We start from the raw sequence: 23,517 nt of genomic DNA, 5'->3' as shown, positions 1-23,517 counted from the left end.
AATTCCACCATAAAAATCCGTTTTAGACTAATTTCCACTTTGGTCAGGCAAGTGGAAGTTACTTTGAGAAGTTACCGCTAGAAGAAATTCAATGGAAACTACGGGAAAAACTAGATTTTTTTGTCAAAAAGTGATAAAATGAACAATGTAAATGGGATGACCCATAAAAATATACAGGAGGCCTGATAAAATGGCAATCGTTTCAGCAGAAAAATTTGTCCAAGCAGCTCGTGACAATGGTTATGCAGTTGGTGGATTTAACACAAACAACCTTGAGTGGACTCAAGCTATCTTGCGTGCAGCAGAAGCTAAAAAAGCTCCAGTTTTGATCCAAACTTCAATGGGTGCTGCTAAATACATGGGTGGTTACAAAGTTGCTCGCAACTTGATCGCTAACCTTGTTGAATCAATGGGTATCACTGTACCAGTAGCTATCCACCTTGACCACGGTCACTACGAAGATGCACTTGAGTGTATTCGAGTTGGTTATACTTCAGTTATGTTTGACGGTTCACACCTTCCAGTTGAAGAAAACCTTGAAAAAGCTCGTAAAGTTGTAGAATTTGCACATGCAAATGGTGTATCAGTAGAAGCTGAAGTTGGTACTATCGGTGGTGAAGAAGACGGAATCATCGGTGATGGTGAATTGGCTCCAATCGAAGACGCTAAAGCAATGGTTGAAACTGGTATCGACTTCTTGGCAGCTGGTATCGGTAACATCCACGGTCCTTACCCAGCAAACTGGAAAGGTCTTCACCTTGACCACTTGCAAAAATTGACTGAAGCTGTACCAGGATTCCCAATCGTATTGCACGGTGGATCAGGTATTCCTGATGAGCAAATCCAAGCAGCTATCAAACTTGGTGTTGCGAAAGTTAATGTTAACACTGAATGCCAAATCGCATTCGCTAACGCAACTCGTAAATTTGCTCGTGACTACGAAGCAAACGAAGCAGAATACGACAAGAAAAAACTCTTCGACCCACGTAAATTCTTGGCTGACGGTGTAAAAGCTATCCAAGCATCAGTTGAAGAACGTATCGACGTATTCGGTTCAGAAGGTAAAGCATAATCTAGCTTAACAATATAGATGAAACCTGCCCATTGGGTGGGTTTTTTGTGTATTTTAAGGAGACTATTAAGCTAGAATTTTGATCTAAAAATACCATTTTAAGAGAAAAATTTTCAATTTCATAAACTTTAGGCAAACGCTTGCATTCTAGTTTTTATTGGACTATAATAGGTTGGTATAAAGCATTCTGTAATAATAAAAGGTGTAGAAAGTAAGGCTTTAGAATATTTGTAGTCAAAAATACAATGTTGCTATTCCTTGCGCTAGGGAGAGATTTATGGCAATGATAGAAGTGGAACATCTTCAGAAAAATTTTGTGAAGACTGTTAAGGAACCGGGATTGAAGGGGGCGTTTCGCTCCTTTATTCATCCTGAAAAGCAGACCTTTGAAGCGGTCAAGGATTTGACTTTTGAGGTTCCCAAGGGGCAGATTTTAGGCTTCATTGGGGCAAATGGTGCAGGGAAGTCGACAACCATTAAAATGCTGACTGGGATTTTGAAACCGACATCTGGTTTTTGTCGGATTAATGGCAAGATTCCCCAGGACGATCGTCAAGACTATGTCAAGGATATTGGAGTGGTCTTTGGGCAACGTACCCAGCTATGGTGGGATTTGGCGCTACAAGAGACCTACACGGTCTTGAAAGAGATTTACGATGTGCCAGATTCGCTCTTCCATAAGCGCATGGATTTTTTGAATGAAGTCTTGGATTTGAAGGAATTTATCAAGGATCCCGTGAGAACTCTTTCGCTGGGACAACGGATGCGGGCGGATATTGCAGCTTCCTTGCTTCACAATCCCAAGGTACTCTTTTTAGATGAGCCGACCATTGGTTTGGACGTTTCGGTCAAGGATAATATTCGTCGAGCTATTACTCAGATCAATCAAGAGGAAAAAACAACCATTCTCTTGACCACTCACGACCTGAGCGACATTGAGCAACTTTGTGATCGGATTTTTATGATTGACAAGGGGCAGGAGATTTTTGATGGAACGGTTAGTCAGCTCAAGGAAACCTTTGGCAAGATGAAGACGCTTTCCTTTGAACTGCTACCAGGTCAAAGTCATCTCGTTTCTCACTATGAAGGTCTACCTGATATGATTATTGATAGACAGGGGAATAGCCTCAACATTGAATTCGATAGTTCTCGCTACCAATCAGCTGATATTATCAAGCAAACCCTATCTGATTTTGAAATCCGCGATTTGAAGATGGTGGATACGGATATTGAAGATATTATCCGCCGCTTCTATCGAAAGGAGCTCTAAGATGATCAAATTGTGGAGACGTTATAAACCCTTTATCAATGCAGGTGTTCAGGAATTGATTACCTATCGAGTCAACTTTATTCTCTATCGGATCGGCGATGTCATGGGTGCTTTTGTGGCTTTTTATCTCTGGAAGGCTGTCTTTGATTCTTCGCAAGAGTCCTTGATTCAGGGCTTTAGTATGGCAGATATCACCCTCTACATCATTATGAGTTTTGTGACCAATCTTCTGACTAGATCCGATTCGTCCTTTATGATTGGGGAGGAGGTCAAGGATGGCTCTATTATCATGCGCTTGTTGAGACCAGTGCATTTTGCGGCTTCTTACCTCTTTACTGAGCTTGGGTCCAAGTGGTTGATTTTTATTTCTGTTGGCCTTCCATTTTTAAGTGTCATCGTGTTAATGAAAATCTTATCTGGGCAAGGGATGGTAGAAGTGCTGGGATTAACTGTCCTTTATCTTTTTAGCTTAACGCTAGCCTACCTGATCAACTTTTTCTTTAATATCTGCTTTGGTTTTTCTGCCTTTGTATTTAAAAATCTTTGGGGTTCCAATCTACTCAAGACTTCCATAGTGGCCTTTATGTCTGGAAGTTTGATTCCCTTGGCTTTCTTTCCAAAGGTTGTTTCAGATATTCTGTCCTTCCTGCCTTTTTCATCCTTGATTTACACTCCGGTCATGATTATCGTTGGGAAATACGATACCAATCAGATTCTTCAGGCGCTCGCTTTGCAGTTTTTCTGGCTCTTAGTGATGGTGGGCTTGTCTCAGTTGATTTGGAAACGAGTCCAGTCCTTTATTACCATTCAAGGAGGTTAGTATGAAAAAATATCAACGCATGCATCTGATTTTTATCAGACAATACATCAAGCAAATCATGGAATACAAGGTGGATTTTGTAGTTGGTGTTCTGGGAGTATTTCTGACTCAAGGCTTGAATCTCTTGTTTCTTAATGTACTCTTTCAACACATCCCTTCGCTAGAAGGTTGGACCTTTCAAGAGATTGCCTTTATCTATGGATTTTCCTTAATTCCAAAGGGATTAGATCATCTCTTTTTTGACAATCTCTGGGCTTTAGGTCAACGACTAGTTCGAAAAGGGGAGTTTGACAAGTATCTGACTCGTCCTATCAATCCTCTCTTTCACATCCTCGTTGAGACCTTTCAGATTGATGCCTTGGGTGAACTTTTGGTCGGTGGAATCTTACTAGCGACAACGGTGACTAGCATTACTTGGACTCTTTCAAAATTCCTGATTTTCCTAGTCTGTATTCCTTTTGCGACCTTGATCTATACTTCCTTGAAAATAGCGACTGCCAGTATCGCTTTTTGGACCAAGCAGTCAGGAGCAATGATTTACATCTTCTATATGTTCAATGACTTTGCCAAGTACCCGATTTCGATTTACAATTCGCTCCTTCGATGGTTGATTAGCTTTATCGTGCCATTTGCCTTTACGGCCTATTATCCTGCTAGCTATTTCTTACAGGACAAGGATGTGTTCTTTAACATCGGAGGTTTGATGTTGATTTCCCTTGTCTTCTTTGTCATTTCCCTTAAACTTTGGGATAGGGGTTTAGATGCCTACGAAAGTGCGGGTTCTTAGCATAGATGTTATCAAAGCCTTGTCTCAGGACAGGCTTTTTTTAATAGAGATGAAAATTTCTTGACACCTATTCTCAGAGTGCTATACTGTATGTGTAATCGCCGATTTAGCTCAGTTGGTAGAGCAAGAGAGTCGTAAAGTCTAGGTCACAGGTGAACATATGACTGAGGATTTGAAAAGTTAGATATGTAGAAGATAACCGTTAAGTCTTATTCTTAGCGGTTATTTATATTGTTTAATAGCGCTGATATTTCATCAATGATATTTGACTTTGTGATGTTGCTAGTGCTTTAATTTGATTGCTACTATTTTTGATGGTGTGAATGTTCTGATAATGTACCCCAGCTAACTACGAAAGTTTTTGACTCTATATTTTTAATGTGTGTTAAAAAAAAAATTAATGCATGTTAATTTTTCTTGACTTAAATTTTTTTAATTGATATACTATTTTTCAGAGAGCTAACAATTATATATAAATGTACTACTCTATTTCCTAGATGATACTTAGTAAAACTTTTTATAACAAAGGCTAGCAAAGTTAAAGTTTTCTATCTATTGGAAGTTAAATAAATATGTAAGGAATTAAAATGAAAAAAAGTACAGTATTGTCATTAACCACAGCTGCAGTTATTTTAGCAGCATATGTCCCTAATGAGGTAATCCTAGCAGATACACCTAGTTCTGAAGATACTTTAAATATCTCTGATAAAGAAAAAGTAGTAGTAGAGAAGGAAACAGAGAATAAAGAGAGAGATGAAAATATTCATAATGCTATAGAAACTTCAAAGGATATTGAAGAGAAGAAAACAACGGTTATTGAGGAAAAAGAAGTTGTTAGTAAAGAATCTGTGATAGATAACAAAACTAGCAATGAAGAAAAAATCAAAGAAGAAAATTCCAATCAATCCCAAGAAGATAAAGCGGACTCGTCTGCAAGGAAAGACCCAGAAAGTCCCAAAAAAGAGGATAAACTTGTCTATATTGCTGAATTTAAAGATAAAGAATCTGGAGAAAAAGCAATCAAGGAATTATCAAATCTTAAGGATACAAAAGTTTTATATACTTATGATACGGTTTTTAATGGTGTTGCAATAGAAACAACTCCAGATAATCTGGACAAAATTAAACTAATAGAAGGTATTTCATCGATTGAACGATCACAAAAAGTCCAACCAATGATGAATCATGCTAGAAAGGAAATTGGAGTTGAAGAGGCAATTGATTACCTAAAGTCTATCAATGCTCCATTTGGTAAAAATTTTGATGGTCGGGGTATGGTCATTTCAAATATCGATACCGGGACAGATTATAGGCATAAGGCCATGAGGATTGATGATGATGCTAAAGGCTCAATGAGATTCAAAAAAGAAGACTTAAAAGGTACTGATAAAAATTTCTGGTTGAGTGATAAAATCCCTCATGCTTTCAATTATTATAATGGTGGTAAAATTACTGTAGAAAAAGCTGATGATGGAAGCGATTATTTTGATCCACATGGGATGCATATTGCAGGGATTCTTGCGGGAAATGATACTGAAAAAGATATTAAAAACTTTAACGGAATAGATGGAATTGCTCCTAATGCACAGATCTTCTCTTATAAAATGTACTCTGACGCAGGATCTGGCTTCGCAGGAGATGAAACAATGTTTCATGCTATTGAAGATTCCATCAAACACAACGTTGATGTTGTTTCGGTATCATCTGGTTTTACAGGAACAGGTCTTGTAGGTGAGAAATATTGGGAAGCTATTAGAGCGTTAAGAAAAGCAGGCATTCCAATGGTTGTAGCTACGGGTAACTATGCGACTTCTGCTTCAAGTTCTTCATGGGATTTAGTAGCAAATAATAATCTGAAAATGACCGACACTGGAAATGTAACGCGAACTGCAGCACATGAAGATGCGATAGCGGTCGCATCTGCTAAAAATCAAACAGTTGAGTTTGATAAAGTCAACATAGGTGGAGAAAGTTTTAAATACAGAAATATAGGGGCCTTTTTCGATAAGAATAAAATCACAACAAATGAAGATGGTTCAAAAGCTCCTGATAAATTGAAATTTGTATATATAGGCAAAGGTCAAGATCAAGATTTGATAGGATTGGATCTTAAGGGCAAAATTGCAGTAATGGATAGAATTTATACCAAGGATTTAAAAGATGCTTTTAAAAGAGCTACGGATAAGGGCGCACGTGGCATTATGGTTGTAAATACTGTCAATTACTACAATAGAGATAATTGGACAGAGCTTCCAGCTATGGGATATGAGGAGGATGAAGGAACTACTAGTCAAGTATTTTCAATTTCAGGAGATGATGGTGTAAAGCTATGGAACATGATTAGTCCTGATAAAAAAACTGAAGTTAAAAGAAATAATAAGGAAGATTTCAAAGATAAATTGGAGCAATACTATCCAATCGATATGGCAAGCTATAATTCTAATAAACCGAATGTAGGTGACGAAAAAGAGATTGACTTTAAGTTTGCACCTGACACAGACAAAGAATTGTATAAAGAAGATGTCATAGTTCCAGCAGGATCTACATCTTGGGGACCGAGAACAGATTTGCTTTTAAAGCCTGATGTCTCAGCGCCAGGTAAAAATATTAAATCCACTCTCAATGTCATTAATGGGAAATCAACTTATGGCTATATGTCAGGAACTAGTATGGCAACTCCAATCGTGGCAGCTTCTACTGTTTTGATCAGACCAAAGTTAAAGGAAATGCTTGAAAGACCTGTATTGAAAAATCTTGAGGGAGATGACAAAATAGACCTTACGAGTCTTACAAAAATAGCCCTACAAAATACTGCAAGACCTATGATGGATGCGACTTCTTGGAAAGAAAAAAGCCAATACTTTGCATCACCTAGACAGCAGGGAGCAGGTCTAATTAATGTGGCCAATGCTTTGAGAAATGAAGTCGTAGCGACTTTCAAAAACAAGGATTCTAAAGGTTTGGTAAACTCTTATGGTTCTATTTCTCTTAAAGAAATAAAAGGAGATAAAAAATACTTTACAATTAAGCTTCACAATACATCAAACAGACCTTTGACCTTTAAAGTTTCAGCATCAGCTATAACTACAGATTCTCTAACTGATAGACTAAAACTGGATGAAACATATAAAGACGAAAAATCCCCAGATGGGAAGCAAATTGTTCCAGAAATTCACCCAGAAAAAATCAAAGGAGCAAATATCACATTTGAGCATGACACTTTCACTATAAGCCCAAACTCTAGCTTTGATTTAAATGCGGTTATAAACGTTGGAGAGGCTAAAAATAAAAATAAATTTGTAGAATCATTTATTCATTTTGAGTCAGTGGAAGAAATGGAAGCTCTAAACTCCAACGGGAAGAAAACAAATTTCCAACCTTCTTTATCGATGCCTCTAATGGGATTTGCTGGGGATTGGAATAAAGAACCAATCCTTGATAAATGGGCCTGGGAAGAAGGATCAAAATCAAAAACAATGGAAGGTTATGATGATGATGGTAAACCAAAAATTCCAGGAACCTTAAATAAGGGAATTGGTGGAGAACATGGTATAGATAAATTTAACCCAGCAGGAGTTATACAAAATAGAAAAGATAAAAATACAACATCTCTAGATCAAAATCCAGAATTATTTGCTTTCAATAACGAAGGGATCAACGCACCATCATCAAGTGGTTCTAACATTGCTAAAATTTATCCTTTAGATTCAAATGGAAATCCTCAAGATGCTCAACTTGAGAGAGGATTAACACCTTCTCCACTTGTATTAAGAAGTGCAGAAGAAGGAATGATTTCAATAGTAAATACAAATAAAGAGGGAGAAAATCAAATAGACTTAAAAGTCATTTCGAGAGAACACTTTATTAAAGGAATTTTAAACTCTAAGAGAAATGATGCAAAGGGAATCAAATCTTCTAAACTAAAAGTTTGGGGTGATTTGAAGTGGGATGGACTCATCTATAACCCTAGAGGTCGAGAAGAAAATGCACCAGAAAGTAAGGATAACCAAGATCCTGCTACTAAGATAAGAGGTCAATTTGAACCGATTGCGGAAGGTCAATATTTCTATAAATTTAAATATAGATTAACTAAAGATTATCCATGGCAGGTTTCCTATATTCCTGTAAAAATTGATAACACAGCCCCTAAGATTGTTTCGGTTGATTTTTCAAATCCTGAAAAAATTAAGTTGATTACAAAGGATACTTATCATAAGGTAAAAGATCAGTATAAGAATGAAACGCTATTTGCGAGAGATCAAAAAGAACATCCTGAAAAATTTGACGAGATTGCAAACGAAGTTTGGTATGCTGGCGCCGCTCTTGTTAATGAAGATGGAGAGGTTGAGAAAAATCTTGAAGTAACTTATGCAGGTGAGGGTCAAGGAAGAAATAGAAAACTTGACAAAGACGGAAATACCATTTATGAAATTAATGGTGCAGGAGATTTAAGAGGAAAAATCATTGAAGTCATTGCATTAGATGGCTCTAGCAATTTCACAAAGATTCATAGAATTAAATTTGCTAATCATGCTGATGAAAAGGGGATGATTTCCTACTATCTAGTAGATCCTGATCAAGATTCATCTAACTACCAAAAGCTTGGCGAGATTGCCGAATCTAAATTTAAAAATTTAGAAAATAGAAAAGAGGATAGTCTTAAAAAAGATACAACTGAGGAAGAAAATCATCAAGACAATGAAGAGTCTATCGAAGAAAAATCTAGCTTGACTATTCATAAAACTATTTCAACAATTAGAGATTTTGAAAGCAAAGACTTAAAGAAACTCATTAAAAAGAAATTTAGAGAAGTTGATGACTTTACAAGTGAAACTGGTAAGAGAACAGAGGAATACGATTATAAATACGATGATAAGGGAAATATCATTGCTTATGACGATGGTAGCGCCTTAGAATATGAAACTGAAAAACTTGACGAAATCAAATCAAAAATTTATGGTGTTCTAAGCCCGTCTAAAGATGGACACTTTGAAATTCTTGGAAAAATCAGTAATGTTTCTAAAAATGCCAAGGTATATTATGGCAATAACTATAAATCTATAGAAATCAAAACGACTAAGTATGATTCCCACTCAAAAACGATGACATTTGATTTATACGCTAATATTAATGATATTGTGGATGGATTAGCTTTTGCAGGAGATATGAGATTCTTTGTTAAAGATGATGATCAGATAAAAGCTGAAACTAAAATTAGAATGCCTGATAAAAATAAGGAAACTAAAGCAGAATATCCGTATGCATCAAGTTATGGGAATGTAATAGAATTAGGAGAAGGAGATCTTTCAAAAAACAAACCAAACAATTTAACGGAAATGGAATCTGGTAAAATCTATTCTGATTCAGAAAAACAACAATATCTGTTAAAAGACAACATCATTCTAAGAAAAGGCTATGCACTAAAAGTGACTACCTATAATCCTGGAAAAACGGATATGTTAGAAGGAAATGGAGTCTATAGCAAGGAAGATATAGCAAAAATACAAAAGACCAATCCTAATCTAAGAGTCCTTTCAGAAAAAATAATTTATACTGATAGTAGAAATGTTGAAGATGGAAGAAGTACTCAAGCTGTATTAATGTCGGCTTTGGACGGCTTTAACATTGTAAGATATCAAGTGTTTACCTTTAAAATGAATGATAAAGGGGAGGCAATCGATAAAGATGGAAATCTTGTAACAGATCCTTCTAAACTTGTATTATTTGGTAAGGATGGTAAAGAGTACACTGGGGAGGATAAATCCAATATAGAAGCTATAAAAGAAGATGGTTCTACGTTATTTATTGATGCAAAACCAGTAAACCTTTCAATGGACAAGAACTACTTTAATCCATCTAAATCTAATAAAATTTATGTACGAAATCCAGAATTTTATTTAAGAGGTAAGATTTCTGATAAGGGTGGTTTTAACTGGGAGTTGAGAGTTAATGAATCGGTTGTAGATAATTATTTAATCTACGGAGATTTACACATTGATAACACTAGAGATTTTAACATTAAGCTTAATGTTAAAGACGGTGACATCATGGACTGGGGAATGAAAGACTATAAAGCAAACGGATTCCCAGATAAGGTAACAGATATGGATGGAAATGTTTATCTTCAAACTGGCTATAGCGATTTGAATGCGAAAGCGGTTGGAGTACACTATCAATTTTTATATGATAATGTTAAACCAGAAGTAAACATTGATCCTAAGGGAAATACTAGTATTGAATATGCTGATGGAAAATCTGTAGTCTTTAACATCAATGATAAAAGAAATAATGGATTCGATGGTGAGATTCAAGACAAACATATTTATGTAAATGGAAAAGAATACAAATCATTTGATGATATTAAACAACTAACAGATAAGACACTAAACATTAAGATTCTTGTAAAAGATTTTGCAAGAAATACAACTGTAAAAGAATTCATTTTAAACAAAGATACGGGAGAGGTGAGCGAACTAAAACCTCAGATGGTAACTGTGACCATTCAAAATGGAAAAGAAATGAGTTCAACGATAGTGTCGGAAGAAGATTTCATTTTACCTGTCTATAAGGGTGAATTAGAAAAAGGCTATCAATTTGATGGCTGGGAAATTTCTGGTGTCGAAGGGAAAAAAGATGCAGGTTATGTTATTAATGTGTCAAAAGATACCCTTATAAAACCTCTATTCAAGAAAATAGAGGAGAAAAAGGAGGAGGAAAATAAACCTACTTTTGATGAATCGAAAAAGAAAGATAACAAACAGGTAAGCCATAGCCAATTAAATCAAAGTCATAGAAAAGAGGACTTACAAAGAGCAAATCATTCACAAAAATCTGATTCGACTAAAGATGTCAAAACTACAGTTCCTGTACAAGTAAATTATAGTCAATTAGATGAAAGTCAAAGATCTGATTCAACTAAGGATGTTACAGCTACAGTTCCTGATAAAAATGATAAAAACTTTGAAAATAAGAAGGAAGTTTATCTTAATGAACCAGAGACTATAGCTAATAAACATACCAATATCGATAGTAAATCGGATACTAACAATTCTGATAGATTGCCAAAAACCGGAACAGTTAGAGAAGGTTTTACACCATTCATTGCTGGAATAATGTTTACTGTAGGTGTATTTCTTGGATTGAAGAAAAAAGATTAAGATGAAGACAAAAGCTATAGATGAAAAAATGGTTTATGTACTGAGATGAGATAATTTTAAGGAATTAAGTAGCGTTTGGTTGCTTAATTCCTTTTTATTTGGAAGATAGTTTTCCCCTGTTTCCTTATTTTATCTTAACTATTCAACCACTTAGACCGAGATAGAGACCAGATAGGCAACAGAGCTTGTTCTTGAAACTGGGCTCTGCTATAATGATTTGTGTAAAGGACGTGAGGGGGGCAGTATTAGACAACTCAAGTTCCTAAAAAAGAAATTGGAGATCAAAATGAAAAAATTATTGGGGATTGTATTTTTAGTAGCAGCAGCGATAGTATTGTATTTTGCTTCTGTTGGATGGCCAAGTTTGAATGTTAACCTTTGGTCATTGATTCCAGTAGGCTTGTTCCTCTTTTTCACTCTAGAGAATCTTTTGAAAAAAGACTACAAGGCTAGTCTGATGTGTTTGATTATTGCCTTTATTATTGCCAATGCAATTTTGGAACTTTTGCCAATTTCAAGTGGTTTGGTAATTGGAGCAGGTGTTCTAGCTTGCATTGGTATTGGATTTATCTTTCCTGATAAAGAAGGAAAATAATACTCTTCGAAAATCTCTTCAAACTAAGTCAGCTTCGCCTTGCCGTACTCGAGTACTGTCTGTGGCTAGCTTCCTAGTTTTCTTTTTGATTTTCATTGAGTATAAGAATTATTAAAAAAGATATAAAGAAAAAACACTTCAATCACTGTATTTAGTTTGATTGAGGTGTTTTCGATTTAGTTTTTTATTTCTGAGCCATCAATTCAACAATCATCTCGATATACATGACAAGGGTCACTAAGAATCCTGCACGCCAGAAGAATTTGATGAATTTAGGATAGTAAAAGCTGCGTTTTTTCAGAAGGAAGAAAAAAACGAGAATAATGGCTAGGAGTGAGAGGGCTAGGCCTAGTCTAGGGAGGAAATTATGGGTAAAGGTTTTAGCTGTGATTAGGTAATACTCAAATACCAAGACTGGAAAAGCCAAATCCGCAAAGTTTCGTCCTAGTTTTTTTAATCTAAAAAGTTTGGTTATGATAATGCAGACTACTAAAGTCAGTATCAATAATAAAATAGATGCTAATTTCATTAAAATCATATCCATATTGTATCATAAAAAATCGCTAATGGAAACGAGAAACAGAGGAATTTATAGGAAAGTCAGGCTTTTGAGATTGTGGGTGATTTTTGTTATAATGAAAGTTATGAAATCTTATAATACCTTGAATGATTATTATCGAAAACTCTTTGGAGAAAAGACCTTTAAAGTCCCTATTGATGCGGGGTTTGACTGTCCCAATCGTGATGGGACTGTGGCTCATGGAGGCTGTACTTTTTGTACGGTTTCAGGTTCTGGAGATGCTATCGTAGCACCGGACGCACCTATCCGTGAGCAATTTTATAAGGAAATTGACTTTATGCACCGTAAGTGGCCGGATGTGCAGAAGTATCTGGTCTATTTTCAAAATTTTACCAATACCCATGAAAAGGTGGAAGTGATTCGAGAACGTTATGAACAGGCTATCAACGAGCCAGGTGTAGTAGGAATCAATATTGGAACGCGTCCAGACTGTTTACCAGACGAAACCATCGAATATTTGGCTGAGTTATCGGAGCGAATGCATGTGACGGTTGAATTGGGCTTGCAGACCACTTATGAAACAACCTCTGACCTGATTAATCGTGCCCACTCCTATGAATTGTACGTGGAAACGGTCAAGCGTTTGAGAAAGTATCCAAAAATTGAGATTGTTTCCCATCTGATCAATGGACTTCCTGGTGAAACCCATGAGATGATGATTGAAAATGTCCGCCGCTGTGTCACGGACAATGATATTCAAGGGATTAAACTGCATTTGCTTCACCTTATGACCAATACACGTATGCAACGAGATTACCACGAGGGACGTTTGCAATTGATGAGCCAGGACGAATATGTTAAGGTCATCTGTGACCAACTGGAAATCATTCCCAAACATATCGTCATTCATCGAATTACAGGAGATGCACCTAGGGATATGCTGATTGGGCCTATGTGGAGTCTCAATAAATGGGAAGTCCTCAACAGCATTGAGATGGAGATGCGACGTCGTGGAAGCGTTCAGGGGTGCAAGGCTGTAAAACAGGAGTTTGAAAATGAAAAGACCACTTGAGATGGCACATGATTTTTTGGCTGAGGTTGTAACTCAGGATGATATCGTAGTGGATGCGACCATGGGAAATGGTCATGACACGCTTTTTCTAGCCAAGCTAGCCCAGAAAGTCTATGCTTTTGATATTCAGGAGCAAGCCTTGGAAAAGACGCAAGAGCGTTTGGACCAGGCTGGAATGACAAATGCCCAGTTAATCTTGCAAGGTCATGAGACACTGGACCAGTTTGTGACAGAAGCCAAGGCAGGGATTTTTAATCTGGGCTATCTACCGTCAGCTGACAAGTCTGTCATCACCAGACCTCAGACAACGATTGAAGCATTAGAAAAGCTGTGTGGCTTACTTGTCAAAGGTGGACGAATTGCTATCATGATCTACTATGGGCATGAAGGAGGCGACCTCGAGAAAGATGCTGTCTTGGATTTTGTTAGCCAGTTGAGCCAACAAGAGTACACAGCTGTCATTTACCGAACCCTGAATCAAGTCAACAACCCACCATTTTTAGTGATGATTGAAAAATTAGAGAGATATAGACATGGATAAACAATACCTACGTGAAAAGCTGGATGCTATGCGCCAGAATTTTGTTGAATCAACCCACCACGAACGAGCGGTGGGAGTACTAGACCAAGCGCATATGAGCAAAAAAATGCTTAAAATCAAGAAAAAATTAGTTGCTCTTGAGATGGAACGGTGCCAGAGAAAAATTGAACACAAAGACTGTTCCAAGATTGACCAAAAAATCAAAGAGCAGAAGGAGATATTTGAATCCTGCTGTAAAAAAGATTAAGGAGGATGTGCGTGGAATTACTGATTTACTTAATCCTATTTTTACTGGTTTTGATTGTCTCAAGTACAACCAATAAGCTCCTGCCCTTTTTGCCTCTTCCTTTGGTGCAAATTCTGTTGGGAATTGTGATTGGTCTCTTTTTACCCAATACCGACTTTCACCTCAATACGGAGTTGTTTTTGGCTCTGGTTATCGGGCCCTTGCTTTTCCGAGAGTCGGAGGAAGCAGATATTACGGCTATTTTAAAACACTGGCGAATCATTGTTTATCTCATATTTCCAGTGATTTTCATCTCGACCCTGAGTTTGGGTGCCTTGGCCCACCTTCTTTGGTTCAGCCTTCCCTTGGCGGCTTGCTTGGCTGTTGGGGCAGCCCTTGGCCCTACGGACTTGGTGGCCTTTGCCTCTCTTTCGGAGCGCTTTAGCTTTCCTAAGCGCGTTTCCAATATTCTTAAAGGTGAAGGACTCTTGAATGATGCTTCTGGATTGGTTGCCTTTCAGGTGGCCTTGACAGCTTGGACAACTGGAGCCTTTTCCCTTGGGCAAGCTAGTAGTTCGCTCATCTTTTCAATCCTAGGCGGTTTTTTAATTGGATTTTTAACAGCCATGACCAACCGTTTCCTTCATAGTTTCTTGCTGAGTGTACGCGCAACGGATATTGCCAGCGAACTTTTATTAGAATTGAGTTTGCCCTTGGTAACCTTCTTCCTGGCAGAAGAAGTCCACGTTTCAGGGATTATTGCCGTTGTAGTTGCTGGGATTTTAAAGGCAAGCCGTTTTAAGAAAATTACGCTCCTCGAAGCCCAAGTGGATACGGTGACCGAGACGGTCTGGCATACAGTGAACTTTATGCTCAACGGTTCTGTCTTTGTGATTTTAGGGATGGAGCTGGAAATGATAGCAGAACCTATCTTGACCAATCCAATCTATAATCCCCTTCTCTTGCTGGGATCTCTTATCGCCCTTACCTTTGTACTCTTTGCCATTCGTTTTGTCATGATCTATGGATACTATGCTTATAGAACCAGACGTCTCAAGAAAAAGTTAAATAAGTATATAAAGGACATGCTTCTTTTGACCTTCTCAGGTGTCAAGGGAACAGTGTCGATTGCTACGATTCTTCTGATACCAAGTGATTTAGAACAGGAATATCCTCTCTTGCTTTTCTTTGTCGCAGGTGTGATGCTTGTAAGCTTTTTAACCGGTCTCTTGGTCTTGCCTCATCTTTCTGATAAACAGGAAGAAAGCAAGGACCATCTCATGCATATCGCTATTTTGAATGAAGTAACTCTAGAGTTGGAAAAAGAGTTGGAGGACACCAGAAATAAACTTCCTCTCTATGCGGCTATTGATAATTATCATGGACGTATTGAAAATCTGATCCTGAGTCAAGAAAATAAGGGGGCTCAAGAAGACTGGGAGGCCTTGAAGCTTCTTATCCTCAGTATTGAAAGTGATGGTTTAGAACAAGCCTACGAAGAAGGAAAGATGAGTGAACGTGCTTATCGAGTTTACCAACGTTATTTGAAAAGCATGGAACAAAGTATCAATCGCAAGTTTGCTTCACGATTGACCTATTATTTCCTTGTTTCCTTGCGGATTTTACGTTTTCTCCTTCATGAAGCCTTTACTCTTGGCAAGACTTTCCGCAGTTGGAAAAATGAAGAATCACAGAAACTCAGAGCCCTTGACTATGACCAAATTGCAGAGCTCTATCTAGAAAATACAGAGATAATTATCGAAAGTTTGGAAAACCTTAAAGGGGTTTATAAGAGTTCTTTAATCAGTTTCATGCAGGATTCTCGTCTCCGAGAAACTGCTATTATCACCAGTGGTGCCTTTGTCGAACGGGTTATCAATCGTGTTAAACCTAATAATATTGATGAAATGCTGAGAGGCTATTACCTAGAGCGCAAGTTGATTTTTGAATATGAAGAAAAACGGTTAATTACGACCAAATATGCTAAGAAGTTACGACAAAATGTCAATAACTTAGAGAACTATTCCTTGAAGGAAGCTGCCAATACCCTACCTTATGATATGATGGAATTGGTAAGAAGAAATTAATCAAGATTATAAGTGAAGGAGTGTGACATGAAAAAGTGGTGGAAAGAGCTGATAGACAAGCCTTTATTAAAAGCCTTTTTGCATTATTATCAAGCATCAGATAGTGAGTTGACCAGTGTCGCAGTAGCCTACTATTGGTTGATCTCGATATTTCCCCTACTTTTGGTGGTGGTCAATATCCTCCCTTATTTTCAGATTCCAGTTTCCAATTTTTTAAAGGTTGTCAATGAATTTTTGCCCGATACCATGTATGATGTGGTGGCAAAGATTATTACAGAAGTGCTGACCCAACCTTCAACGGGCTTATTGAGTTTTGCGGTTTTGTCAGCCCTATGGACCTTTTCAAAATCCATGAATTTCCTACAGAAAGCCTTTAATAAAGCTTACGGAGTAGCTAAGAGTAGAGGTTTAATTTACCAGCAATTGATGAGTTTACTAGTCAGTTTTGGCTTGCAAATCCTTTTTGCCTTAGCTCTCTTTCTCAGTGTCTTTGGTCGCATGCTTCTCAACCTTATCAAAAGCTACTGGAAATCGGATAGTCCTCTCTTTGATTATCTGCAAGATCTAACAGGCCCCTTGGTCTATGCCTTGATTTTTGCAATCTTGGTCGTGCTCTACTATTTCCTGCCCAATGTTAAGGTACGACGGATTCGCTATGTGTTGCCAGGTAGTATCTTTGTCTTGTTGACCCTGGTCTTACTGCTCAATATATTTTCAGTCTATGTCAACAATTATGTCAATCACCTAGTGGACGTGCGCTTTTTCAGTTCCGTCGTCGTGGTGGTCATGATGTTTTGGTTTATTCTTATCGCTAAGATTTTAATTGTCGGTGCGGTTATCAATGCCAGTGTCCAGAGTTTGAAAGATCCGAGCTTTAGAAAAGACTAATTCCTTATCCACTACAAAACGCATACTATCAGGCTTTATAAAACCTTGATAATATGCGCTTTTTTGATTATGAAAATTAATAGATAAACATGGCATCGCCAAAACTAAAGAAGCGGTAGTGTTCTTGAATGGCATGGTGGTAGGCATCTAAGACTAATTCACGGCCTGCAAAGGCAGAAACCAACATAACCAGAGTTGATTTTGGCAGGTGGAAGTTGGTTGAGAAGGCATCCACGACCTGCCATTTATAGCCAGGTTTGATAAAGATATTGGTCCAGCCAGAATCTGCTTGGATTTGCCCCTCAAACTTGGAACCAATAGTCTCCAAGGTGCGGATAGAAGTGGTTCCGACAGCGATGACGCGACCACCATTTTCCTTAACAGAGCGAAGGGTGGCAGCAGCTTCCTCAGAAAGTTGGTAGAATTCTGAGTGCATTTCGTGTTCGTCCAAATTGTCCACAGAGACAGGTCTAAATGTTCCGAGTCCGACATGAAGAGTTAGATAGACTAGATGAACACCCTTAGCTTGGATTTCTGCCAGCAGTTCTTTGGTGAAGTGAAGACCAGCAGTCGGTGCTGCAGCAGAGCCACTTTCTTTAGCGTAGACCGTTTGATAGCGTTCACGGTCATCCAATTTTTCATGGATATAAGGCGGTAGCGGCATTTCTCCCAGACTTTCCAAGACTTCTAGGAAAATTCCTTGGTATTCAAAGCGGACAATGCGACCCCCGTGAGTCAATTCTTCCGTAACGACAGCGCTGAGACGGCCATCACCAAAGCTGACACGAGTACCGACCTTGAGGCGTTTGGCAGGTTTAGCCAGAACCTCCCACTCATCTCCAGCAGTGTTTTTGAGTAGGAGAAGTTCCACATGACCTCCAGTTTCTTCCTTTTGACCATAGAGTCGGGCAGGGAGAACGCGGGTGTCGTTCATGACAAGGGCATCACCAGGTTCAAGCATATCAATAATAGAGTGGAAGTGTTTGTCCTGCATTTCTCCCGTCTCACGGTTGACAATGAGGAGTTTAGAGGCATCACGTTTTTCAAGGGGCGTTTGGGCAATCAATTCCTCGGGTAAGTGGAAATCAAAATCAGCTGTATTCATATATCGGTTCATTCTTTCTAAGTTCTAATCCTATCCATTATAACATGTTTCAAGTATAGTCGCTCTTTTTTAGAAAATAAATCGTTTTCACTTGACAAAAATTGGTCTATACCATATAATAAATATAGACAGAAATGGAGGATGAAAAGATGAAAGTTATTAAAGTTGAAAACCAAATCGAAGGTGGAAAAGTTGCTTTTGAGATTTTGAAGGAAAAATTGGCCAATGGAGCTCAAACCCTAGGACTTGCGACAGGAAGCAGCCCACTTGAATTTTACAAGGAAATTGTTGAGAGTGACCTTGATTTTTCAAATCTAACCAGTGTCAACCTTGATGAGTATGTAGGGCTAGATGGGGACAACCCACAGTCTTATCGTTACTTCATGCAAGAAAACTTGTTCAACCAAAAACCATTTAAAGAAAGTTTTTTGCCTCGTGGTGTTAAGGATCATGCTGAAGCTGAAGTTGAACGCTACAATCAAATTTTGGCTGACCATCCTGTTGATTTACAAATCTTGGGAATTGGTCGCAATGGACATATTGGATTTAATGAACCTGGTACTCCTTTTGACAGTCAAACGCATCTAGTTGAACTGGACCAGTCTACTATTGAAGCCAATGCGCGCTTCTTTGACAAGATTGAAGACGTCCCAACCCAAGCTATTTCAATGGGGATTAAAAACATTTTGGATGCCAAGTCTATTATTCTCTTTGCTTACGGTGAGTCGAAAGCAGAAGCCATTGCCGGAACAGTATCTGGCCCAGTGACTGAGAACCTACCTGCAAGTAGCCTCCAAAATCACTCTGATGTAACCATCATCGCAGATGCTGAAGCGCTTAGCTTACTCGAAAAATAAAAAAGCAATGTTCTATTGAACGCTTTCAACTCTTGTATAAATGGAAGAAAAAATGGTAAATTCCCAAACTAAGTTCCACCGCTAATCCAAGTGGAAGTTAGTCTGATAAAAATCCTAAAAACCAGTGGAAATCCGTGTCAGGGTAAGTTCCACTGGTTTTAATCATGCTTGATTTCATCGCTTTTGTAAGCAAAATGATTAGAATAAGTTGCCCGATAGCTTTGAAGGTTTCACCGCGCTCTAAGCCCAATTGGATATCATTGCGGTCTGAAAGGGTAAGGTGTTTATGTTTTGTCATAGTAGACCTCATTTCTAACTCAAACGTCTCAGACTTAATTCCACCATAAAAATCCGTTTTAGACTAATTTCCACTTCGGTTAGGTAAGTGGAAGTTACTTTGAGAAGTTATGCATAAACCGTATCATATCAAGCTAAGTTCACAATGTTTGATTTATAAAATGAAAAGGAGTATAATGAGTTAAGTCAGTCTAAAATATGCATAAATATTTTAGGGGGGGCTTTTTATTTGTCCTTCCATTGTATATTAACCGATAATTATCGGAAAAGGAGCAAAATGATATATGTTTTATAAAGGTAATGAAGATAGAGAAAAGCGCTTGCGGTTTTCGATTCGTAAGGTTAGTTTTGGTGCTGCTAGTGTTGCAGTAGCAGCCTTGTTCATGTTTCCAGGAAATGGGACAGTGTCTGCCACAGAGCAAGGTGTAACTCCAACTAATGAGGGAAGACAAGGCTCGCCACTGAAAGACCCAGATGTCCAGAATGGAACCTACGGGGCGACTCCAGTAGTCAATCAGTTGGATGGAAATTCTGGTAGCAGTGAGACTACTGCTCCGAAAGGTCAAGAAGAAACATCTACTACTGCGACTCCAGCGCCAGTAGTATCATCTCCTGCTTCAGTAACAGAAGAAGCAGAAGAAAAAGCTACACCTGATCTGGATAAAAAACAGCTGGAAGATTACGTAGCAGAAATTGATGCTAAATTAGCCTCAGGTAGCTATGCGACTAAGACAGATGAAAGTGTCGCAACCCTTAAAGAACATTTAGAATTAGCAAAACTTGCCCTAACAACAGCCAAAAGTCAAGACGAGTTAACAAAAGCTTACAGAAAACTTCTTATGACAGCTAGCAGCGGTTTACGTAATAAGCCTAAAGCGCAAGTGGAAAGTCCTAAACTAGATACCACAGAAGGAAAAGCGACTGTCGGTAAGAAAGCAAGCACTACTGATAAAGCTACAGGAACCAACTCTATCGCAAACTCAGGACAACATGATCCACGTAATGGACAAGCCCTAGACAGAAACAACCCATTCCGAACAGATGGGACAACGACAGATACTGATCCAGATGCGAATCAAACGTATACATTGCCGGGAGATAGTGCCAATCTTAAAGAAGTTGCGAATAGTTTAATAAATTTACCAACAAAAATAACTAATGAAACAAAGATAACTTCTATTAACGAAGTTGGTGCACTACAAAAGATAGCTCCTGGAGAAGTTAAAGATATTAATGAGTTCGGTGGTTGGAAAGCCACTAGTGGAGGAGTCTTTGCTATTGCAAGAAGAACAGACAAAGGAGTATTTCCTATTGAAACTGTAAACACAGTATTGGTTCAGAATGGACCGTATCGGACATGGTTAAATGAGAGTACTTTTGATCGTTCTAAAGATTATGCCTTATTTTTAGCAGAGGTTAGAACAAAAGCTACTGAAGAAGAAGCTGTAGATGATGGCAGTGTATATGTGGCAGAAAGGCATTACGCGAATAAAGGAATAGGGCTTGCTAAATTTAAAGGGATTGAAAAAACATTCAAAGCTTATTCTAAGTCTACTGGATCTGATGTTATTGTTTCTTTTAAAACAGGATTTACAGGAGATATTGATGGTAAGAAAGCAAAATATAGAGTAGAAGTATTCGCAAAAGATGAGTCCGGTACTACTAGAACAATATACGATCAAATATTTAGCCCTAATGAAAATAGAGAGGATGAAACTAAAAAAGTAGTTGCACCTATCATTGGAAGAGATCAATATTTCGATACGAATAGGGCTTCACTACCTACTAGAGAAACATTAAATGAAAAATTAGAACAAGATCCTAATAAAAGAAGATTGGGTACTAGTACGGGAACATTTACAAGTAAAGGAATAGTCTTGGAACCTAATGTTACGGAGTACACTGTTCGTATAAGCCCGGGAGATAATGCAAATCTAGGAATGGGATATCAAGTTCCATGGAAGCAATATGCCTTACCTATTTCAGGACTAGGGTTTACTCTTGAGCAAGATACAAGTAGGGTTGCTAAAGCACTTTTACAAAGAGTTTACAATAAGTTAAAAGAAACAGAAGAAAAAGATACCAAAGGAAAAACAGAAGCAACTATCAATGACTATAGAACACAATTAGAAAATGTTAATAAATTATTGACAGGAGATTTAAAGAAAACTCAAGACTATAAAGATATCGTAACGACTGTGTTAGCGGCTCAACAAGCGTTAAGAACTGATAAATCAAAATTAGATACTGCAAATACTAAATTATTAAATTTAATAAATGAAAATCCAGATCCAAGAATCGGTAAGACACTAACTTCTATAACCTCTTATGATTTTGCAAAAACAGAAGCAATCAATGCTCAAACAGAGGCACAAAAAATATTAAATCAAGATAATCCGGATCCAGATGTAGTAGCTACTATTGCAAGTGAATTAAATGAAAAATTAGCAGAATTAAAAATAGCAAGAGCTGAATTAGTAGATAAAGCAACAGAAGAGCAAAAAACAAAATTAGAAGCAGATGCTGGAAAACTAACAAAAGCAAGTACAGAAGGTAAAACTCAAGATAGTATTACTGCCTATAATGAAAAATATGCTCAACTAGCAACAGAGTTAGAAGCGGCAAAAACTGAAGCTGAAAAAGTTTTAGCAAAAGAAAATAATGCGACTAAAGAAGAAGTTACAGCAGCACAAGCAAAAGTAGATGCAGTAAAAGCAGAATTAGATAAAGCTGTAGAATTGTTAAAGGATCTTGACAGAGAAGCTGCTAAAAAAGAAATTGCTGATGCTGCTAAAACAGCGACGGATGCTATTGAAGCTAGTACAAGCTTCACGCCAGAACAAAAGGCAGAAGAAAAAGTCAAAGTAGCTAAAGAAGCAACAGATGCAACAGATGCCATTGATAAAGCGACAACTGAAGCTGAACTAGATAAAGCTTTACGTACATTCCTATACCAAATGGATCAAGATTCATTAGTTTATGAACGACCATCTTTTGACCTTGAAGCATTCATTCAATCATCTATTACTGGAGTAGTAACAGTTGAACGTGGAAAAGCAATTCATCAAGCTGATATCATTGCTAAACTAAACTTACCAGAGAGTATTACGGTCATTAGCATAGATTTACCGGATACAAATACATTAGGTGACAAGTTTGCTAAAGTAATGTTAAGATTAGCAGATGGAAAAGAAATAACTGTAAAAGTACCGGTTAGAGTTGTTGCTTCACAAAGTGGGGAGTCTAAACCAGAAACTTCTCTTCCAGATTATGGCAGAAATAACGGATCAACTAACACTGACGCAAAAGTGGATAAAGCGAAGTTAGAAGGTGCTATTCGTCAATTAGATGAATTGATCATCAAAGAATCAGCTAAGCTTGATGCAGAAACTGCAAAAGAAGCGAATGACTTATTAGCAGATGCTAAGAAAGTATTTGCCAATGCAGATGCAAGTCAAGCAGAAGTGGATGCAATGGTTAAACGTATCGAAGACTTCATGGCGAAAGTTTCTCCATCAACTGATCATGCAACGCCAGCTAATGACCAAGCTGCCCAAACACCAGCTGTAGCTCCAGCTAATGCTAGTCAAACAGCATCAGCACAAGCAAATGCGCGTAAAGCAGCTAAAGAATTACCAAATACAGGTACAGCAGATTCTACTGTAGCTATGGTAGCAGCAGCCGCAAGTGCATTACTTGGTCTTGGTCTTGCAGGCCGTCGTCGTAAAGAAGACGAAGAAGCTTAATTGGTAGATTGTTTGATAAACATCAGATGATAATACTCAATGAAAATCAAATAGCAAACTAGGAAGCTAGCCACAGGCTACTCAAAACAGTGTTTTGAGGTTACAGATAGAACTGACGAAGTCAGTAACATATACCTACGGCAAGGCGAAGCTGACGTGGTTTGAAGAGATTTTCGAAGAGTATAAGTCCGATTTTCAAAGCTTAAACAAGTACCTCTCATAAGAATTCTCCTAGTAGGAAGGCGCTACAACCAAAGAAATCCTCTGATATCTTCTTTTAGACATATGATCTATCCCTTTAATGAGTGACCATATTCTCGATAAAAATAAGTACTGAATCCTGTTTCATCAATATAAACAGGCGCTAAGCGCTTTCAACTCTTATATAAATGGAAGAAAAAATGCTAAATTCCCAAACTAACTTCCACCGTTAATCCAAGTGGAAGTTAGTCTGATAAAAATCGTAAAAACCAGTGG

The 23,517-nt window shown here is 37.8% G+C and carries 15 protein-coding genes and 2 pseudogenes; 13 read left to right on the top strand and 4 right to left on the bottom strand.

Going from position 1 to position 23,517, the window contains the following annotated elements; genetic code table 11:
* Positions 1–190 precede the first annotated feature (190 nt).
* The 6 genes from QP439_RS07670 (at position 191) to QP439_RS07645 (ending at position 11,701) form a co-directional block, all read left to right on the top strand.
* On the top strand, positions 191–1,072 hold the full coding sequence (locus QP439_RS07670; protein WP_023946263.1) for a class II fructose-bisphosphate aldolase: 882 nt from the start codon (positions 191–193) through the stop codon (positions 1,070–1,072).
* Positions 1,073–1,349: 277 nt separating this feature from the next.
* Complete coding sequence (locus tag QP439_RS07665; RefSeq protein WP_285389179.1) at positions 1,350–2,342, top strand: ABC transporter ATP-binding protein; 993 nt, start codon at positions 1,350–1,352, stop codon at positions 2,340–2,342.
* 1 nt (position 2,343) lies between these two features.
* Positions 2,344–3,162: an ABC transporter permease gene (locus tag QP439_RS07660; RefSeq protein ID WP_000594194.1), complete on the top strand. Its 819-nt coding sequence runs from the start codon at positions 2,344–2,346 to the stop codon at positions 3,160–3,162.
* A gap of 1 nt (position 3,163) precedes the next feature.
* Complete coding sequence (locus tag QP439_RS07655) at positions 3,164–3,949, top strand: ABC transporter permease (RefSeq protein WP_000760750.1); 786 nt, start codon at positions 3,164–3,166, stop codon at positions 3,947–3,949.
* 587 nt (positions 3,950–4,536) lie between these two features.
* On the top strand, positions 4,537–11,106 hold the full coding sequence (locus tag QP439_RS07650) for a S8 family peptidase (protein ID WP_285389176.1): 6,570 nt from the start codon (positions 4,537–4,539) through the stop codon (positions 11,104–11,106).
* A 286-nt stretch (positions 11,107–11,392) separates the two neighbouring features.
* Positions 11,393–11,701 carry a hypothetical protein gene (locus tag QP439_RS07645; RefSeq protein ID WP_254754248.1) on the top strand — a complete coding sequence of 103 codons (309 nt, stop codon included), beginning with the start codon at positions 11,393–11,395 and terminating at the stop codon, positions 11,699–11,701.
* A 184-nt stretch (positions 11,702–11,885) separates the two neighbouring features.
* On the opposite strand, the gene QP439_RS07640 is transcribed toward QP439_RS07645, so the two are convergent.
* A complete protein-coding gene (locus QP439_RS07640; RefSeq protein WP_000367214.1) occupies positions 11,886–12,245 on the bottom strand; it encodes a DUF3397 family protein in 360 nt (119 codons plus the stop codon).
* A gap of 91 nt (positions 12,246–12,336) precedes the next feature.
* Here QP439_RS07640 and mnmL point away from each other — a divergent pair, with 91 nt between their 5' ends.
* From mnmL to QP439_RS07615, 5 genes are read left to right on the top strand one after another with little or no spacing between them, the layout of a single operon-like run.
* The gene (gene mnmL / locus QP439_RS07635; RefSeq protein ID WP_023946280.1) at positions 12,337–13,293 is read left to right on the top strand and encodes a tRNA modification radical SAM protein MnmL/YtqA; all 957 of its coding nucleotides are present in this window, start codon (positions 12,337–12,339) and stop codon (positions 13,291–13,293) included.
* Complete coding sequence (gene mnmM / locus QP439_RS07630; RefSeq protein ID WP_285389173.1) at positions 13,277–13,834, top strand: tRNA 5-(aminomethyl)-2-thiouridylate-methyltransferase MnmM; 558 nt, start codon at positions 13,277–13,279, stop codon at positions 13,832–13,834. Before mnmL ends, mnmM begins: the two co-directional genes overlap by 17 nt.
* Positions 13,827–14,081 (top strand): hypothetical protein, encoded by a 255-nt coding sequence (locus QP439_RS07625; RefSeq protein ID WP_000361085.1) that lies wholly within the window; start codon positions 13,827–13,829, stop codon positions 14,079–14,081. The genes mnmM and QP439_RS07625 overlap by 8 nt, the downstream gene beginning before the upstream one ends.
* A gap of 11 nt (positions 14,082–14,092) precedes the next feature.
* A complete protein-coding gene (locus QP439_RS07620) occupies positions 14,093–16,147 on the top strand; it encodes a cation:proton antiporter (protein WP_285389169.1) in 2,055 nt (684 codons plus the stop codon).
* Positions 16,148–16,174: 27 nt separating this feature from the next.
* Complete coding sequence (locus tag QP439_RS07615; RefSeq protein WP_000759508.1) at positions 16,175–17,035, top strand: YihY/virulence factor BrkB family protein; 861 nt, start codon at positions 16,175–16,177, stop codon at positions 17,033–17,035.
* Positions 17,036–17,111: 76 nt separating this feature from the next.
* On the opposite strand, the gene queA is transcribed toward QP439_RS07615, so the two are convergent.
* Positions 17,112–18,140, bottom strand: coding sequence for a tRNA preQ1(34) S-adenosylmethionine ribosyltransferase-isomerase QueA (gene queA, locus QP439_RS07610; protein WP_285389167.1), 1,029 nt, complete (start codon positions 18,138–18,140; stop codon positions 17,112–17,114).
* A 149-nt stretch (positions 18,141–18,289) separates the two neighbouring features.
* Here queA and QP439_RS07605 point away from each other — a divergent pair, with 149 nt between their 5' ends.
* Complete coding sequence (locus QP439_RS07605; RefSeq protein ID WP_000864590.1) at positions 18,290–18,997, top strand: glucosamine-6-phosphate deaminase; 708 nt, start codon at positions 18,290–18,292, stop codon at positions 18,995–18,997.
* Positions 18,998–19,196: 199 nt separating this feature from the next.
* Here QP439_RS07605 and QP439_RS07600 read toward each other — a convergent pair.
* A pseudogene (locus QP439_RS07600) lies at positions 19,197–19,295 on the bottom strand (helix-turn-helix domain-containing protein); the annotation flags it as partial.
* Positions 19,296–19,614: 319 nt separating this feature from the next.
* On the opposite strand from QP439_RS07600, the gene QP439_RS07595 reads away from it, so the two are divergent.
* On the top strand, positions 19,615–23,040 hold the full coding sequence (locus QP439_RS07595; RefSeq protein WP_285389164.1) for a YSIRK-type signal peptide-containing protein: 3,426 nt from the start codon (positions 19,615–19,617) through the stop codon (positions 23,038–23,040).
* Positions 23,041–23,289: 249 nt separating this feature from the next.
* On the opposite strand, the pseudogene QP439_RS09135 reads toward QP439_RS07595, so the two are convergent.
* Positions 23,290–23,408, bottom strand: a pseudogene (locus QP439_RS09135) (IS630 family transposase); the annotation flags it as partial.
* Positions 23,409–23,517: the final 109 nt, after the last annotated feature.

The sequence above is a fragment of the Streptococcus sp. UMB1203 genome, assembly GCF_030217725.1.
Classification (GTDB): Bacteria; Bacillota; Bacilli; order Lactobacillales; family Streptococcaceae; genus Streptococcus.
Note: the sequence above shows the minus strand (reverse complement) of the source record. Positions and strands in the feature narration are given on the sequence as shown.

What these genes read in the sequence shown, in the direction of transcription:
- QP439_RS07670 (WP_023946263.1), top strand. Translation starts at nt 191, where the DNA reads ATGGCAATCGTTTCAGCAGAAAAATTTGTCCAAGCAGCTCGTGACAAT.
- QP439_RS07665 (WP_285389179.1), top strand. Translation starts at nt 1,350, where the DNA reads ATGGCAATGATAGAAGTGGAACATCTTCAGAAAAATTTTGTGAAGACT.
- QP439_RS07660 (WP_000594194.1), top strand. Translation starts at nt 2,344, where the DNA reads ATGATCAAATTGTGGAGACGTTATAAACCCTTTATCAATGCAGGTGTT.
- QP439_RS07655 (WP_000760750.1), top strand. Translation starts at nt 3,164, where the DNA reads ATGAAAAAATATCAACGCATGCATCTGATTTTTATCAGACAATACATC.
- QP439_RS07650 (WP_285389176.1), top strand. Translation starts at nt 4,537, where the DNA reads ATGAAAAAAAGTACAGTATTGTCATTAACCACAGCTGCAGTTATTTTA.
- QP439_RS07645 (WP_254754248.1), top strand. Translation starts at nt 11,393, where the DNA reads ATGAAAAAATTATTGGGGATTGTATTTTTAGTAGCAGCAGCGATAGTA.
- QP439_RS07640 (WP_000367214.1), bottom strand. Translation starts at nt 12,245, where the DNA reads ATGGATATGATTTTAATGAAATTAGCATCTATTTTATTATTGATACTG.
- mnmL (WP_023946280.1), top strand. Translation starts at nt 12,337, where the DNA reads ATGAAAGTTATGAAATCTTATAATACCTTGAATGATTATTATCGAAAA.
- mnmM (WP_285389173.1), top strand. Translation starts at nt 13,277, where the DNA reads ATGAAAAGACCACTTGAGATGGCACATGATTTTTTGGCTGAGGTTGTA.
- QP439_RS07625 (WP_000361085.1), top strand. Translation starts at nt 13,827, where the DNA reads ATGGATAAACAATACCTACGTGAAAAGCTGGATGCTATGCGCCAGAAT.
- QP439_RS07615 (WP_000759508.1), top strand. Translation starts at nt 16,175, where the DNA reads ATGAAAAAGTGGTGGAAAGAGCTGATAGACAAGCCTTTATTAAAAGCC.
- queA (WP_285389167.1), bottom strand. Translation starts at nt 18,140, where the DNA reads ATGAATACAGCTGATTTTGATTTCCACTTACCCGAGGAATTGATTGCC.
- QP439_RS07605 (WP_000864590.1), top strand. Translation starts at nt 18,290, where the DNA reads ATGAAAGTTATTAAAGTTGAAAACCAAATCGAAGGTGGAAAAGTTGCT.